Here is a 15,656-nt window from a genome sequence, read left to right on the forward strand (position 1 = left end):
ACCGCAGTCAGCTCGGTTTTTTATTGGAAATCGTCGCGGGCTTAATTGCTTATACATTCCAACCTAAAAAACCGAGCTTGAATTTACGGGATTGTGATATCGCTATTTTTAAACGAAGCTGAGGTTATTTATGATTATAGCTCAATCCGGTTTGGTGCTTTATTTTTTGCAATTGCATATTCTTGTCTTCTTACTATGGGTAAACCTTATAGTGAAGAAAAAGAAAAAGAAAAAGAAAAAGAAAAAGAAAAAGAGAAGTATTGATATTTATTCAATGGATTACAGAATGAAATTTATCTATACCCTATGGATTTCAAGCTGCATCGCGACGGCAAGGGAACGAATCCCCGGGAGCATAGATAACTATGTGACCGGGGTGAGTGAGTGCAGCCAACAAAGAGGCAGCTTGAAAGATGACGGGTATATTTATTTTATTTCTGGCATCACACCAATAAACGATCTCTTCTTCCTTGGTTCAGACATCAGAAAGTCAAGTTGTTCAACACATTTCAGATAATGAGGGGTTTGCTTGTGTGCATTAGCCGCTTTTTCATCAACATAGGCTTCATAAATATAAAAGCGGGTAGGGATATTTTCGTCCCGTAATACATCAAAACGTAAATTGCCTGCTTCTTTAATTGATCCCAGATGATTAAGGCGAAAAATTTCAATAAATTCGTCTAATTTGTCCTGCTTAACATTAATTTCAACCAAAGTTACGTGCATCTCAATTTCTCCTTATTGTTTTTCACTTAAAAATAACTCGTAAGCTTTGCTGGCATTCTCATTCTGATGTACAACGGCTTGAACCGCTTTTAGCATGGCAACCGGTGCTTCGGATTGGAATATATTACGGCCCATATCAACACCGGCAGCCCCTTGATCAATGGCTTGATAACACATCTCCAATGCTTCTTTTTCTGGTAGCTTTTTACCACCAGCAATCACAATAGGAACTGGACATCCACTGGCAATACGTTCAAAGCCAGTATCGACATAGTAAGTTTTAATAATTTGCGCGCCCATTTCGGCCGCAATTCGCGTTGCCAGAGAAAAATAGCGCTGATCCCGAACCATATCTTTCCCAACGCCGGTAACTGCCATCGTTGGCATACCGTAACGCATTCCCTGATCGACTAATTTGATAATGTTCTTAATTGATTGATGCTCATATTCAGAGCCGATATAGACCTGAGCAGCTACTGCACAGACATTCAGGCGTAAAGCATCTTCCATCGCAACCGCGACCGCCTCATTGGACAGCTCCGTCAGAATCGAGTTGGCGCCGGAAGCACGCAAGACCACAGGTTTGTTGGTCGCGGGTGGAACTTGGCTACGCAAAATACCACGGGTGCACATTAAGACATCGGTATGGGGAAATAGTGGAGCAATATTGATATCGATGCGTTCAAGCCCGGTTGTTGGCCCCTGAAAATAACCGTGGTCGAAAGCCAACATCACCGTTCGATTGGTTTTGGGATTAAAAATGCGTGAAAGTCGTGATTGCATTCCCCAATCCAGTGCGCCGCAACCTTTCAGTTCAAACAGGCTGTTCTTCTGTGGGATATCAATACCAAAATCTTTGCCATCTTTAATATCATCTAAATCTGCCATTTTTCTTCTCCTAACTCACTTACATTGGTCCAGCAACCCTGCATGGCAGAGATTGCTGGACAGTAGTATTAGAAATCGTATTGATTGATATTGTCTTTGGTGAAAATGACCCGTTCAGGCAGAACAACAATACCGTTTCCTTTGGCTTCATAGCGGTAACCCTGAACGCGGTTTGGTACAACTTCAACAATGCCAATATCGGGAATATCTAGTTTATCACCGACATTTAAATCACCTTTCTTGAGTAATTCATTAGCGACATGGATTGAAATTTTGCCTTGATTAACAACATCCCATAGCCCGAATTGCTTGACGGTTCCGCGTTCAACATAAGGGCGCATGACATTGGGGGTGCTGAAACCCACAATCGCAACATCTTGTCGTTTCAGATTTTCTGCTGCCTGTGCCGCGGCTGGCAGGGCATTGGCATCCGGGGCAATAATGGCGTCCAGGTCACTCCAGGCTTTTAAAATCCCTTCTGCGGTTTGTAAGGATTTGGTTGCATCGTTATAACCAAACTGAGTCGTGACAATTTCCCAACCTGGGTGTTCTGCGGCAATTTTATCTTTAGCTTCTTTTACCCATTGGTTTTGGTCAGTTACCGTTGGGCTGGAGTAGAAAAACGCGACCTTGGCTTGCTCTTTTTGCACCTGATTGGCGGCCATATCCACCAGCATTCCGCCTAGTTGGTTTGGCGTTCCTTGGTTAATATAAATTGAACGGCATTCCGGCGAAGTATCTGAATCCCAGGTTAGAATTTTTACTCCCCGTTGTATGGCTCGTTTCAACGCAGGGCACAGACCATCCGGTGAAACCGCAGAGACCACAATAGCGTCATAGCCTTGGTTCACGAAGTTGTTGATAAGCTGGACTTGCCCGGCAACACTGGGTTCTGTTGGCCCATCATAGGTCACATTGACACCCAAAGCTTTCCCGGCGGCTACCGCACCTTGACCGCCACTGGTAAAAAAGCCGACACCGACCAGTTTAGGGATGAAAGCGATTCTTTCGGCGGCGTGGACCCAAGAGGCGCAAGCCAGACTTAATAGGCTAATTAGAGCCAGTTTTTTCAGGATTAGTGTTTTCATTACTCTCTCCATATTGTTGGGTTTCAGAGGGACTGTAATGTCATAAAATTCAATCTGTAGGTTTATGAAGACAATCTCTGATTTCTCCATCGCTGTATCCAGTCACGGATTTGGTGGTGGTGCTGGCTGATGGAACGTCCTACCACGGCAATGATCAACAGGGCGCCGGCAAGGGCACTGGATACCTGATTGGGGACGCCGGCCATCTGTAACCCCTGTTGTAAATAACCAATTAATAATATAGCCAGCGCGGTGCCGATGATTGAACCTGAACCACCGTAAATATTGGCTCCGCCCAATACTACCGCAGTGATTGCCGGCATCAGAAAGGATGCGCCAAGGTCAGAACGCGCTGATCCAAAATAGGAAACTAATACAATAGCGGCGATAGCAGAAGCTATGCCGGTCAGGGTATAGAGAAGATATAGGGTTCGGGCAATGGGAATTGCCGCGTAACGGGCAACTTTACTGCTTTGTCCAATCAGAAAAATATTGCGTCCACTGTGGGTACGATGCATGAACAGCCAGAAAATAAGGAGACAGAGTAGAAATAGCATCAATGGCATGGGTAGGCCAAACACAGTCAAATTGGCAAAATCAGTCAATGCTTGTGGAAAGCCACCAATACCTTCGTAACCGGTTGCACCGGAGATGCCGGAAAGCAGCAGGGCACTGCCACCGAACAGATATAGGGTACCGAGTGTGATAACCAGTGGGTTAATGCCGGTATATAAAATGAGTGCTGCATTGATTATTCCACATATTGCACCGACTAATAGCGTCAGTGGAATAGCGGCGGCCATTGGAATACCGGCCTGATTCATTACTCCGAGTGATATCGCGCACAGACCAATGATTGAGCCAAATGAAATATCAATACCCCCACTCACAATAACCATAGTCAGTGGCAAGGCCACAATCCCGATACAGATAAAATCACTGGTACTCAGCAACAATATATTAATGTCCAGCATACGCGAGTTTGCTATGCCAAATAGCAGAATTTCAATAATCAGTAATGCGGCTAAGGCCAATTCCCAGCCATAACGTTGACCGATATTCATTATGTCACCTGATTACTTTTGTCATTTTTGAGGAAACGGGCATATTTTTGTTGGCGGATATTTTTTTCGATGGCACAACGAAGGCGTCCATCAAAAATCAACACCGCCAGCAGAACAAATCCGGCAATAAAATCATTCCACCAGGCAGGGAGTTTTAGTAATACTAATCCGCTGTTTATCTGCGTCAGGAAAAATGCGCCTAAAATAGCGCCGATCACTGTACCGGTGCCGCCAAGCAGACTGATACCGCCTAGCACGCAAGCTGCGATAGCTCTCATTTCCAGCCCACTGCCAGTCTGATTTGGGATAAAACCAATTTGGGAAGCAAAAACAATTCCGGCCAGCGCTGCCATGACACCATTCACGGAGAAGGCGATAATTTGAATGCTATCTGTACGAACGCCCAGTTGACGAGCGCCTTGCAGGTTGTCTCCTGTGGCGTAAAAGCTCCGGCCAAATGGGGTTTTTGCTAGTATCCACGCCATTGCTAATATCAGGATCATTAACAGCCAACCGATAGGTGAGATATTGAGCCATAAAGGTGCGGAAAGGCGCTTTAATTCGCTTGGTAAGCCTTCAATCCATTTACCGTCAGTAAGCAATAACATCAGCCCACGGTAAAGCCCCAACGTGCCGAGGGTGGTAACGATCGCGGGAATTTTCAGCCAGGTGACCAGCGCGCCATTGAAGAATCCGGCACACATGCCGAGCAGAAGAGTCAACAGGCAGGAAACGGGCAGGCTAAAGCCGGCATTCAGTGACATTCCCATAATGACCGCGCATAAGCCGGCAATGGAGCCGACAGAGACATCAATATTGCGAGTCAGCATGACCAGTGTTGCCCCCATTGCAAGCAAGATAAGGATCTGCGCACTGCTAAAAACGAGGGTAACAGTTTGTAAGCTAAAGTACTGGTGGTCGATAACACTGAGTAAGCCAAACAGGCAGAGAATGGCAATCAATGCGGTAATTTCTCGGTTATTCTGGATAAGTTTCAACATGATGCCGCCTGTTGTGGTTTATGTTCGCCGAAGGCGATATGCATAATGGTGTCAACATCCATTTGTTGCTTAGTTAACTCGCCATTGATTTCTCCCTGATGCATGACTAATACCCGATCAGCTATTCGAACCACTTCATCCAGATCCGATGAAATAAAAATAATCGCCACTTGCTGTTGGGCGATATGACGAATCAGTTGGTAAATATCATTGCGTGCCGCGACATCCACACCACGTGTAGGTTCATCAATAATAAGGACTGCGGGGTGAGCTTCCAGACATTTAGCAATCAGAATTTTTTGTTGATTACCGCCGGACAGCGTTTTGATCGGTTGGTTAATATGGCTGAATTTGATATTTAGGATTTGGCAATAGCGTTCAAGTACCGCTGTGTCATAGGCAGGACGTATCCAGAATGTATTGCGGTTGTGGGTTAGTGAGCAGATATTCCAGCCGAGTGATGAATTCAGAAATAATCCTGATGACTGTCGATCTTCCGGCAAATAAACCAAACCCTGAGCCAGACGTTGAGCAGTTTTTAGCCCATTAATAGGATGTTGTTTTAACTTGATTTCCCCGGATATCGCAGGGCGCAGACCATAAAGTGTTTCAGCCAGTTCTGTACGGCCTGCACCAACAACTCCGGCCAAGCCAAGAATTTCACCAGGTTTCACTGAGAAGGTGATATTGCAGAAACCCTCGCCGCTCAGTTTGGTGACTGTCAGTATTGGTCGATCAGGTACTGTCTGGTGCTGGTTATTGTTAAGATCCAGGCCCAATTTTGGGGTGCCATTTAATGGCTGATTTTTTGTGATTGGTGTAATGGCCTGAATAATATCATCGGTTGTGTAATCGTGGATTTTGCCACTTAAAGCAATACTGCCGTCACGCATGACACTGACTTGATCCGCTAATTGGTAAATTTCAGGGATTTTGTGGGAAATAAAAATGATGCCGACACTTTGCTGTTGTAACCCGCGGAGTTGGGCAAATAGGCGTTCGGTTTCTACTGGTGTTAGGGAGGCGGTAGGTTCATCAAGGATTAAGATTTTCGAATTACGCATCAGGCCACGCATAATTTCGACTAGTTGTTGATCGGCAACATTAAGGCTGCTAGCACTGACATGTAGATCTAATTGACAGCCAAGTAATGCCAATAGCTGTTTCATTTTAGACTTATCTACCTGATGCTTTGGCAGACGAAACAGGATGTTTTCCTGTACAGACAAATTCGGAAATAGCAATGGTTCTTGTGGTATCAGATAAATACCGAGTTGATGGGCTTTAGTGGGATTAAGATGGCTAACATGATTACCGCTAATCTTGAGCGTGCCTTTATCCGGCTGTTCGATACCGGCAATAATCTTCATCAGTGTTGATTTGCCCGCGCCATTACCTCCTAACAGAGCATGTATCTGCCCTGGAAACAGCGTAAAATCAATATGTTTCAGTACCATTACGCCGGAAAATTGCTTACTGGCGCCACTGACTTCTAATAGCGGTGGTACTGCGGTGTTGTTATGTAACATCGCGGCATCCTCTTACATGCAGGTGCGGAGGCAAACAAAATGAACATTTATATATTTAAAAAACAATTGTTCAACATGGTAGCTGTTAAATTGTGAACTTGGCAATATTTAAATCACACTTTGTGAAAAATTTATATATTCATTGAATTGTGTTCAAATTTTTGCGGTAAAACTCTGGCGTGTTATACGTTTTAATGGTTATCTGTTGAGTGCGGATAAAAGAAAGTGGTTATGTCGATAAAATCAGTGAAAGAAAAATCAGCTAAAGAGAAAAATGTATTGTCTGAGGACACCTATCCGGGTAATAGCATGAGTGAAGAAGAGCTGCTTGCGCGTATTGCATGGTTTTACTATCACGATGGCCTGACACAAGGTGACATCGGCGATTTGCTTGGTTTAAGCCGGTTAAAAGTTTCCAGATTACTGGAAAAAGGGCGGCAATCAGGCGTCATTCGGGTACAAATTAACTCTCGTTACGAGGGGTGTTTGGCGCTGGAAGATACCCTGCAAAAACATTTCTCTTTGAAACAGGTACGCGTTTTGCCTGCGCTGGCGAATATGAATCTTAGTGCCAGATTGGGGGTTGGTGCGGCACATTTGTTGATGGCATTGATTGAACCGCAGCAATTATTGGCCGTGGGGTTTGGCGAGACCACCATGTGCACATTGCAACATTTAAGTGGTTTTATCTCATCACAACAAATTAGGCTTGTCACATTATCCGGTGGCGTCGGTCCTTATATGACCGGTATTGGTCAACTGGATGCAGCCTGTTCAATCAATATTATCCCCGCCCCATTACGAGCTTCCACTGCTCAGGTTGCTGAAACATTTCGTCAGGAGAGCAGTGTCCGAGATGTTTTGCTAGCGGCTTGTGCGGCTGATATTGCTATCGTTGGTATTGGCGCAGTTAATCAGAAACAGCAGGCGACAATTATGCGTTCTGGTTATATCAGTGGTGGTGAACAGCTAATGTTTGGTCGGAAAGGCGCTGTGGGCGATATCCTTGGCTATTTTATGTGCGCTGATGGTGAGCTGGTGGAGGATATGCAGATTCATCAGGAGCTGATAGGTATTTCCATGCCGGAGCTGAAAACTATCCCGACAGTGATTGGCGTTGCGGGAGGGGAAGAGAAAGCGGAAGCCATTATTGCTGCGCTGAATGGTCAATATATCAATGGATTGGTGACGGAAGAACAGACTGCCAAAGCTATGCTGAATTTGCTGCGCTGAACCCTATATTTACTCTATCCGTGAAAGTAAGCAGAAAAAATTTGAGGTAAGGCTATAAGTTCAAAAAGTAATTAAACTGAGGATAGCATCATGAATCAACGCCGTAGTGCTAATCCATCGGGAAAATATCTGATGGCGCTTGATGCAGGAACAGGGAGTGTTCGTGCAGTGATATTTGATCTTGAAGGGAATCAGATCGCCGCAGGGCAGGCTGAATGGATACATCAGCCTGTACCTGATGTACCGGGTTCAATGGAGTTTGATTTAGCGACGAACTGGCAGCTTGCTTGCCAATGTATTCGCCAGGCGCTAAAAACCGCGCAATTGCCCGCCAGTGCTATTCAGGGGGTGGCTTCTTGTTCTATGCGGGAAGGGATCGTGCTTTATAACCGCGATGGTGAGCCGATCTGGGCTTGTGCTAATGTGGATGCGCGTTCCAGCCAAGAAGTGAGTGAATTGAAGGCGTTGTATGACAGCACTTTTGAATATGATGTGTATCAGTGTTCAGGGCAAACATTAGCGTTGGGTGCAATGCCTCGTCTGTTATGGCTTGCTCATCATCGCCCGGATATCTATCGTCAGGCGGCCGCTTTAACCATGATCAGCGACTGGCTGGCAAATATGCTCAGTGGTGAATTGGCTGTTGATCCCTCCAATGCGGGTACGACAGGTATGCTGGATCTGGTGAGCCGTGATTGGCGTCCCGATCTACTTGAGATGGCAGGATTGCGCTCTGATATTCTCTCGCCGGTAAAAGAGACTGGAACCTTGTTAGGTTACATCACTGAGAAAGCCGCTGTTCAATGTGGACTGAATGTTGGTACACCGGTCATTATGGGTGGTGGTGATGTACAACTTGGTTGTCTTGGTTTAGGTGTTGTAAAACCTGCCCAGACCGCCGTTATCGGCGGTACTTTCTGGCAGCAGGTTGTCAATTTGCCGGCACCGGTCACTGACCCAAATATGAATACACGGATAAACCCTCATGTTATTCCCGGCATGGTTCAAGCGGAGTCCATTAGTTTCTTTACTGGCTTAACCATGCGCTGGTTTAGAGATGCATTTTGCGCGGAAGAAAAGCTGTTGGCGGAGCGTCTTGGCGTTGATACTTATAGCTTACTGGAAGACATGGCGGCCAGAGTCCCGGCAGGCGCTTACGGTATCATGCCAATTTTCTCTGATGTGATGCGGTTTAAAGCCTGGTATCACGCTGCGCCTTCCTTTATTAACCTTTCCATTGATCCTGAGAAATGCAATAAAGCGACCCTATTTCGTGCGTTGGAAGAGAACGCAGCGATTGTCTCGGCCTGTAATCTGGATCTGATTTCTGCCTTTTCGGCAGTGAAACCGGATTCACTGGTATTCGCTGGTGGGGGTTCAAAAGGAAAATTATGGAGCCAGATTTTATCTGACGTGACAGGGCTGCCGGTTCGGGTGCCGATGGTTAAAGAATCGACCGCTTTAGGCTGTGCAATTGCTGCCGGAGTGGGGGTTGGGCTTTATGATGCAATGGAGAACACAGGGGAGAAACTGGTGCGTTGGCAACATGAATATCAGCCAAATCCTGAACATTATGAAGTGTATCAAAAGGCTAAACAGAACTGGCAGGCGATATATGCCGATCAATTAACGTTGGTCGATCATGGTTTGACTACGTCATTATGGAAGGCGCCGGGATTATAACTTTCAACCGGTTGATTTGCTGATGGTTTGTTGGGTGTGCTTGCGCTGATATACGCCTTGTGCACCAAATATTCTTATGTCTGAATCATAATCATTAAAGATATACCCGTTATCTTTCAAGTTGCCTCTTTGTTGGCTGCATTCGCTCACCCCAGTCACATAGTTTGCTATGTTCCCGGGGATTCACTCCCTTGCCGTCGCGATGCATCTTGAAATCCATAGGGTATAGTTGTTATTGTTAATTAATTTATCCGTAGAATTTCATGCAGAGACTGCTCAATTGTTCGATTTTATTCCACTGGTGGTGAAATAGGTATACAGGAACAAAGAGTTCAGTCTCGATTCTTGCTTATTAATCAGGTTGTAAAAGTTGGATTAGGTTCTTTTTAAACTATCTACTATTTTGAAAAATTACCTTATTGCTATTTCCTATTGTGACAGTAATCGAATTAGTTTTCTTGACTGATATAAGTAATTAAACTACTTTTTAATAGCTACCTTGTATAAGCTAATTCAAAAAAATCAACTTAGCAGTTATCACAATTATTATCTCGTGTGCTGTAATACCCCGGCCTTTTGCGACATGCCCTGATGTCAAAGAGTAAATTTATATGGATGCAAGAACTGACTATTTTATTCAGTCCGCATTAGAAGTTTTTGGAGAGAATCTTCTTGGTATTGTGGAAACTGATTCATATCTCCGCCAACCTGATTATTCTTCTCGGTGTGTGAGGCATTTTTACGTGATTGTAGCTGATAATTTCGTCACAGGTTGTATTACATCACTAAGATACCTTCAGGCGGAGTTTTTTGAGTTTACCCTAAATTATCTTACTATTAGTGAGTTATCGTATTATCCGCCTCATTGTATGTGGCAGTTTACTAAGAATCCTTGGCTCTTACGGTCGGAAAAAATCGGTGATGTGGTATTCCCTGATATCAAAGGGAATATTGATATATATAGACAAGCAGTCTTTAGCGTTGCCCATATTGCGCGTCTCTACTACCTCAGAAACTTGACGCCAAAGACCCACGTTTGGGGAGTACGCCAGCTTGGTTGGGCAATGCGCTATGCCGAATTGGGGCTATATCGTCTGCTCGAATCAACGGAGCTATCCTGTATTCACAAAGATAGCGCGTATGTTTTGAAAGCACCAATAGAAGACCTTAATTGGTTGATCACTTGCAATATATCTTGGCAAAAGTTCGAAGAAGAACTTTTGTCTGATATTAATGTTTTTCGTGATGCTGCGGCACGGTTAAGTGGAATCGCGGAGTACTATTCGACATTATTGCAGCATTTGTACCCAGAGACACGTATTGTGCCGGCACATGATAAAGTAGACAATCTTCTTTCATTACAACCCCTCATCGATCAAGTGATTATTCTCTTAAAGCAGTTTATTGGAGATAGATTATTAGCCTTTTATCTCCACGGCAGTGCTGCCCGAGGTGATATGCGAAGTGGTTCAGATATAGACTCTATTGTTATCGTGGATAAAGTCGATACTGTTATTCTTGAAGCAATCCGCTCAACACAATCTAGGTTCAAGGATTTATCCATCTCCGTATATAGTGCATCGAATGTTCATCAATATCCTGGTTTCAGAACATATGCGCTCATCAATGGAACTAAGCGTGTCTATGGTAATCTTGCTTTAGAAATGAAACCGTCATTGAAAGGTGATGTATATGGCATTATCAACAATCTATTTACTATAAGGCAAATAGCTCGTTCTTATCTGATTTCTGGTACATATGGACATCGGGCACATTATATGCTTGGATTGATGATGAAACTCACTGATCACGGCTGCTTAAGACCTTTGCAAATCCTGAAAGGTGGTTTCTACCCAACTAAGAAAACTCAGGTTTTGGAATACTACAGAGACAACGAAATTCTCACCGACATTATTAAATATACGCAAAACCTAAAAGAATGTGAGAACACGCTAAAGCAAAAATTGCTTATTGGAAGTCGAACTGAATTAGAAAACTTATTTTATTCATTACTTGACGCATGTGAAATAGTGGCAGAGAGATTACATATGGTACAGGTCGAGAAGTCAATTTCATAGACGGGATGATTCTAGTTATTTCAGCTAAGAATATTACGATGGGTAAATTATTAATTCGTATCTAAACATAGTCATTAGCTAAATAGAATTTCATAATACCGATACAGTTGGTCTATTCGATTAATATCCGAACAGTGCAAATCTGATGCCTGATAAACCGTACTAACTCATAACTCAACTATGTGTAGCTTACAACTCTTGCTACACAAGGAGTTGTACGAAGGGAGCACTATTTTGGAAAGTTATTTAGTGCAATAAATTATATTTGTACGGTAATGGCGCGGTATAAGCGTCCTAAGGGATATACTTTTTTAACTTTACCCAGAAACGCAAGTGGAAAAATCATAAAAGAGCAATTAAGACAATTGATTAGGAATTCCTGAGATCCCGATATTGGGATCTCGTATTATGATTATATAGCCAATGCCCTTAATGGGATTCTTACTGGTGCCAGAATTAGTGGCGAATTTGCGCCAGTTCGTCTTCGGAAAGGCCAGTCATTTTCATAACGGTCGTGCGATCAAGACCATTAGCCAACATAGTGCGGGCAATCTTAATCGCTTCCTCTTTACGGCCTTTTTGTTCGCCCAGCTGTATACCTTTCTGTTCACCCAACTGTATACCTTTCTGAATCCCGCGTTGTTCGCCTTCAAGGCGGAGTTTTTCTGCGATAGTCATCAGAGCTTCCTCATGCTGTGGCATGCGTAATGCCAGAGTATTCAACAAAGCAGTCGGGTCGTGGGATTCTCCCGCCTGCAACATGTAGTTTATCACAGAAACCAGTTGTTCCTGAGTGGTGTATCCTTCAAGCAATAATGTGACCAATTGCTCAAGCAAATCAGCCAGGTCGCGCTGCCGAATGTGTTTTTGCAGCAGCTCAAGCCCGGCCATTCGTCGGTGCTTCATGATTTCGTCGTCGGCAATGACGGTGATATCCGCCAATGGGAAATCTTTACTGTAGAGTTCGCTGGCTAGCTTAGGGTCATCAAATTCCTGCAACCAGCTCATTGAATACGGATATGGACTGACTTTTCCTTGGTAGAACAATACTGGTATCACCAGAGGTAACGTTTTATGACCAGCATCAAGATGACGTTACATTGCAGCGATCGCATAACGTAGCAACCGAAACGCCATATGCTTATCCGGGGAACTCTGATGCTCAATCAGACAATACACGTAGCCGTCACCTTTACCTGCTTTCAACGAATACAACACGTCGCTGTAGTACGGTCGAAGATCGTCTTCGATAAAACTCCCTGACGCCAGTTGCAGCGTTTCCAGATCACATACTTTAAGTAACATCGGCGGCAGATGAAATTGCAGAAAGTCCCTGGCGGTATCTGGATGTGTCAAGAACTGCTTAAAAATAGCATCATGCAATGTAGGCGTGGTGGTGTTCTTCATCGTTCATCATATCCTAAAACTCCAAGTTTAACTTTAACACACCCTACAGATGTTCATATAGGGGGCTATTCACCTCAAACCCCGGGATCAATTAAACGTTGCCAACTAAAAACCATATCATGGGCCGTAATAGAAGAACCATCAGACCACTTTATCCCTTCTCTTAAATGAAATAACCACACTTTATTATCTTTGGTTTCTCAATTGACTGTTAAATCGGGATTTAACTTATCATCAATAGCTGTGTCAATTAATCCATTAAAGAAGTCGTGAATACTATCAAATTCAACATCACTTTTAACTTTATGGACATCAAGAGATGCAGACTCTGAACTATTATTATGACGAACAGTATTCTGGTTATACCCGTTATCTTTCAAGTTGCCTCATTTGTTGGCTGCACTCGCTCACCCCGGTCACATAGTTTGCTATGCTCCCGGAGATTCTCTCCCTTGCCGTCGCGATGCATCTTGAAATCCATTGGGTATAGTTGCCAGTTGTGTAAATGTGGTACTCAGTGCCGGTCAATGTCACGAAAGTCAATATGCAATACGCCTGCTGGATGGTCTGGGTATTCAGCGTAAAAACGGTTTTATGAAACGGCGTTCAAAAGCGGTGATTGCTGATAAAGGTTACGCCAGCCACTCATTACTCATTACACAACCGGTTAAAACGTCAGGGAATAAAAGTGATAATTCCCTATAAACGCAGTGCGGCTGTTTTAAGAGGCGTGGGCGTGACCACACAAATCTATGCGGAGCGTGCGGAAGACGCTGAAATTTGGGACGTTCAGAGGCAACGTTATATCAATTTTGCCGCCGGTATTGCCGTGGTGAATATCGGTCACCGCCATCCGCGCGTCATCGCGGCAGCCAGAGAACAACTGGAACAGTTTACCCACACCAGAGGACAGAGATTTTAAATTAAAGACATGACTGTCAGTCAATAGAAATATTTCATGGGAATGTTATAAATTGAAAATAATAACGTCAATTATGTTTTTTTATTGTGATAATGTGAATGTAAATAAAAGTAATACAGAAAACATTAAAAATAAATTTTCTTTACATCTGTTATTAAACGGATAATTTATCTTTATAATTAAGAGTAGTGAATTTTTGGGCATTGGTGGTTCAAGGTGAATAGCACTAAAACAGTCAGTATTCAACATATTATTAATAATCAAAAATTTTCGAAAGTTCAATGGCAGGTATTAATTCTATGTTTCTTAATTGTTGTTATTGATGGTTTTGACACGGTATTAATGGGGTATATTGCACCAGCAGTGGTCAACGATTTTAAAGTAGAAGGGGCTATTCTTGGGCCGACTATGAGCGCCGCTCTTTTTGGGTTATCGTTGGGCTCGATTTTTTCTGGTCCACTTGCAGATCGGTTTGGTCGAAAGTCAGTGCTGACAATATCGGTTACTGTTTTTGGCCTGCTTAGTCTTGCTACCGCTGTTGCAGATTCAATACAGACATTAACTATTTTGCGTTTTTTGACTGGGTTAGGTCTTGGTGCGGCAATGTCAAATGCAATAACTTTAATATCTGAATATGCACCAGAGAATCGGCGATCTTTGTTAATAAATATCGTTTTTTGTGGTTTTCCTCTTGGTGCAGCGGTGGGTGGGATAATTTCTGCATGGATTATTCCCCATTTTGGTTGGCAGGGAGTTTTGATTTTAGGGGGTATTCTGCCGTTATTTCTATCTCTATTTCTCTTTTCTCTATTACCTGAGTCACTTAGGTATTTGGTTTTGCAAGGTGGTTCCGAGGATAACAATAATATAAGACGAATTTTGTCTAAAATGACCGGTAGTGCTTTAAATGATATAAACAAGTTTACCTTTGATGAAGAAGAAATTATACATAAGTCGTCAATTAAAACGGTTTTATCCAATCGATTCTTAGTTGGGACGACAATGTTATGGATAACCTATTGCATGGGAGCATTGGTTTTTTATGTTCTGACAAGTTGGATGCCATTTTTAATGAACGATGTTGGTTTCAGTATTAGCATGGCTGCAACATTGACAGCATTATTTCCTTTGGGAGGTGTAATAAGCACGGTTTTTTCCGGTTGGTTAATGGATCGAATTAATCCTCATAAAGTAGTTGCAACTAATTATGCCCTAGCTGGTATTTTGGTCTTTTTTATTGGTCAGGAAGAAAATGTATTATTATTGAGTATTCTTATATTTCTTGCCGGGATAACGATGAATGGCGCTCAGGCGTCTATGGGATCAATCTCTGCACAATTTTATCCGACTCATTGTAGGGCAACGGGGGTTGCCTGGATGTTAGGATTTGGAAGATTTGGTGGGATTTTCGGTACTTTATTTGGCGCAGAATTGATCAGGCTTGAATTAAGTTATAGCACTATTTTTGCCATTTTATCCATTCCAGCTATTTTAGCGGCTTTATCATTAACATTTAAGGATGTGAGTTATAGAAGGCATAAATAGCTAACCTTGAACAATTTAAATATAAAAATATGAGGAGGATACTTTGCTGTTAATTACTTGGTGGAGAATGTCTTATATTATGTTGGATCATAAGTGTTAATATCCATGTTATTTTTAAAATAATATCAATCATAAAGTTTAAATTAATGTTGTTATTGGTTTGTTGTGATTTTAATAAATAATTTAATGTAGGTATTTAGTTATAAATATACATAGTGAAAAAGTTATTTTTTATATTTAAAATTTGAATTAGATATAGGGTATCTTAAAATTAAATTATTTAAATTGGAGGGTATCTAATTTATGCGATAGTAAATATTATTGAATAGGATATAGATTGCACTGTGTATTATTATGAAACAATGAAAAATTAAGTTATTTTAATTTTTCATTGTTTCTTGGTGATTATGGATATAATAACATTTATATTTTTTTCATGTTATAATTATTACAAAACAATATGTAATTAAGTTAAATGTAATTTGTATTTAT

General features: G+C 42.5%; 11 protein-coding genes and 5 pseudogenes. 8 read left to right on the forward strand and 8 right to left on the reverse strand.

The window, feature by feature from the left end; translation table 11 throughout:
* A pseudogene (locus tag AACQ83_RS24705) lies at nucleotides 1-122 on the forward strand (IS982 family transposase); the annotation flags it as partial.
* Entirely contained in the window at nucleotides 94-264 is a 171-nt protein-coding gene (locus tag AACQ83_RS18565; protein WP_158537797.1) for a hypothetical protein, read from the forward strand. The pseudogene AACQ83_RS24705 and the gene AACQ83_RS18565, both read left to right, overlap by 29 nt.
* Before the next feature lie 162 nt (nucleotides 265-426).
* Here AACQ83_RS18565 and lsrG read toward each other — a convergent pair whose 3' ends face one another.
* The 6 genes from lsrG to lsrA all read right to left on the reverse strand — a co-directional run bounded on the left by lsrG (nucleotide 427) and on the right by lsrA (nucleotide 6,296).
* Complete coding sequence (gene lsrG, locus AACQ83_RS18570; RefSeq protein ID WP_112879100.1) at nucleotides 427-726, reverse strand: (4S)-4-hydroxy-5-phosphonooxypentane-2,3-dione isomerase; 300 nt, start codon at nucleotides 724-726, stop codon at nucleotides 427-429.
* Between the two features lie 12 nt (nucleotides 727-738).
* Nucleotides 739-1,614, reverse strand: coding sequence for a 3-hydroxy-5-phosphonooxypentane-2,4-dione thiolase (gene lsrF, locus AACQ83_RS18575; RefSeq protein ID WP_011147358.1), 876 nt, complete (start codon nucleotides 1,612-1,614; stop codon nucleotides 739-741).
* A 68-nt stretch (nucleotides 1,615-1,682) separates the two neighbouring features.
* A complete protein-coding gene (lsrB, locus tag AACQ83_RS18580; RefSeq protein ID WP_112879117.1) occupies nucleotides 1,683-2,702 on the reverse strand; it encodes an autoinducer 2 ABC transporter substrate-binding protein LsrB in 1,020 nt (339 codons plus the stop codon).
* A 62-nt stretch (nucleotides 2,703-2,764) separates the two neighbouring features.
* On the reverse strand, nucleotides 2,765-3,766 hold the full coding sequence (gene lsrD, locus AACQ83_RS18585) for an autoinducer 2 ABC transporter permease LsrD (RefSeq protein ID WP_112879101.1): 1,002 nt from the start codon (nucleotides 3,764-3,766) through the stop codon (nucleotides 2,765-2,767).
* On the reverse strand, nucleotides 3,766-4,767 hold the full coding sequence (lsrC, locus tag AACQ83_RS18590) for an autoinducer 2 ABC transporter permease LsrC (RefSeq protein ID WP_112879102.1): 1,002 nt from the start codon (nucleotides 4,765-4,767) through the stop codon (nucleotides 3,766-3,768). Before lsrC ends, lsrD begins: the two co-directional genes overlap by 1 nt.
* Nucleotides 4,761-6,296 (reverse strand): autoinducer 2 ABC transporter ATP-binding protein LsrA, encoded by a 1,536-nt coding sequence (gene lsrA, locus AACQ83_RS18595; RefSeq protein ID WP_112879103.1) that lies wholly within the window; start codon nucleotides 6,294-6,296, stop codon nucleotides 4,761-4,763. Before lsrA ends, lsrC begins: the two co-directional genes overlap by 7 nt.
* 231 nt (nucleotides 6,297-6,527) lie before the next feature.
* Here lsrA and lsrR point away from each other — a divergent pair, with 231 nt between their 5' ends.
* From lsrR to AACQ83_RS18610, 3 genes are all read left to right on the forward strand, one after another.
* Nucleotides 6,528-7,529 carry a transcriptional regulator LsrR gene (lsrR, locus tag AACQ83_RS18600; RefSeq protein WP_112879104.1) on the forward strand — a complete coding sequence of 334 codons (1,002 nt, stop codon included), beginning with the start codon at nucleotides 6,528-6,530 and terminating at the stop codon, nucleotides 7,527-7,529.
* 90 nt (nucleotides 7,530-7,619) lie between these two features.
* Nucleotides 7,620-9,212, forward strand: coding sequence for an autoinducer-2 kinase (lsrK, locus tag AACQ83_RS18605; protein WP_112879105.1), 1,593 nt, complete (start codon nucleotides 7,620-7,622; stop codon nucleotides 9,210-9,212).
* Between the two features lie 611 nt (nucleotides 9,213-9,823).
* Nucleotides 9,824-11,290: a nucleotidyltransferase domain-containing protein gene (locus tag AACQ83_RS18610; RefSeq protein WP_112879106.1), complete on the forward strand. Its 1,467-nt coding sequence runs from the start codon at nucleotides 9,824-9,826 to the stop codon at nucleotides 11,288-11,290.
* A gap of 456 nt (nucleotides 11,291-11,746) precedes the next feature.
* Here the strand turns inward: AACQ83_RS18610 and AACQ83_RS18615 are convergent.
* A pseudogene (locus AACQ83_RS18615) lies at nucleotides 11,747-12,697 on the reverse strand (Rpn family recombination-promoting nuclease/putative transposase).
* Nucleotides 12,698-12,780: 83 nt separating this feature from the next.
* Nucleotides 12,781-13,056 (reverse strand): annotated as a pseudogene (locus AACQ83_RS18620) (ABC transporter substrate-binding protein); the annotation flags it as partial.
* 142 nt (nucleotides 13,057-13,198) lie between these two features.
* On the opposite strand from AACQ83_RS18620, the pseudogene AACQ83_RS18625 reads away from it, so the two are divergent.
* The 3 genes and pseudogenes from AACQ83_RS18625 to AACQ83_RS18635 form a co-directional block, all read left to right on the forward strand.
* Nucleotides 13,199-13,403: pseudogene (locus AACQ83_RS18625) on the forward strand (transposase); the annotation flags it as partial.
* A pseudogene (locus AACQ83_RS18630) lies at nucleotides 13,380-13,601 on the forward strand (aminotransferase class III-fold pyridoxal phosphate-dependent enzyme); the annotation flags it as partial. The pseudogenes AACQ83_RS18625 and AACQ83_RS18630, both read left to right, overlap by 24 nt.
* A 234-nt stretch (nucleotides 13,602-13,835) precedes the next feature.
* Nucleotides 13,836-15,164 carry an MFS transporter gene (locus AACQ83_RS18635; protein ID WP_112879108.1) on the forward strand — a complete coding sequence of 443 codons (1,329 nt, stop codon included), beginning with the start codon at nucleotides 13,836-13,838 and terminating at the stop codon, nucleotides 15,162-15,164.
* Nucleotides 15,165-15,656: the final 492 nt, after the last annotated feature.

The sequence above is a fragment of the Photorhabdus sp. S10-54 genome (assembly GCF_963878145.1).
GTDB lineage: Bacteria > Pseudomonadota > Gammaproteobacteria > Enterobacterales > Enterobacteriaceae > Photorhabdus > Photorhabdus kayaii.

Excerpts from the sequence above, each read along its gene's own strand:
- lsrR (WP_112879104.1), top strand. The coding sequence starts at position 6,528 with ATGTCGATAAAATCAGTGAAAGAAAAATCAGCTAAAGAGAAAAATGTA.
- lsrK (WP_112879105.1), top strand. The coding sequence starts at position 7,620 with ATGAATCAACGCCGTAGTGCTAATCCATCGGGAAAATATCTGATGGCG.
- AACQ83_RS18610 (WP_112879106.1), top strand. The coding sequence starts at position 9,824 with ATGGATGCAAGAACTGACTATTTTATTCAGTCCGCATTAGAAGTTTTT.
- lsrB (WP_112879117.1), bottom strand. The coding sequence starts at position 2,702 with ATGAAAACACTAATCCTGAAAAAACTGGCTCTAATTAGCCTATTAAGT.
- lsrA (WP_112879103.1), bottom strand. The coding sequence starts at position 6,296 with ATGTTACATAACAACACCGCAGTACCACCGCTATTAGAAGTCAGTGGC.
- lsrG (WP_112879100.1), bottom strand. The coding sequence starts at position 726 with ATGCACGTAACTTTGGTTGAAATTAATGTTAAGCAGGACAAATTAGAC.
- lsrC (WP_112879102.1), bottom strand. The coding sequence starts at position 4,767 with ATGTTGAAACTTATCCAGAATAACCGAGAAATTACCGCATTGATTGCC.
- lsrF (WP_011147358.1), bottom strand. The coding sequence starts at position 1,614 with ATGGCAGATTTAGATGATATTAAAGATGGCAAAGATTTTGGTATTGAT.
- lsrD (WP_112879101.1), bottom strand. The coding sequence starts at position 3,766 with ATGAATATCGGTCAACGTTATGGCTGGGAATTGGCCTTAGCCGCATTA.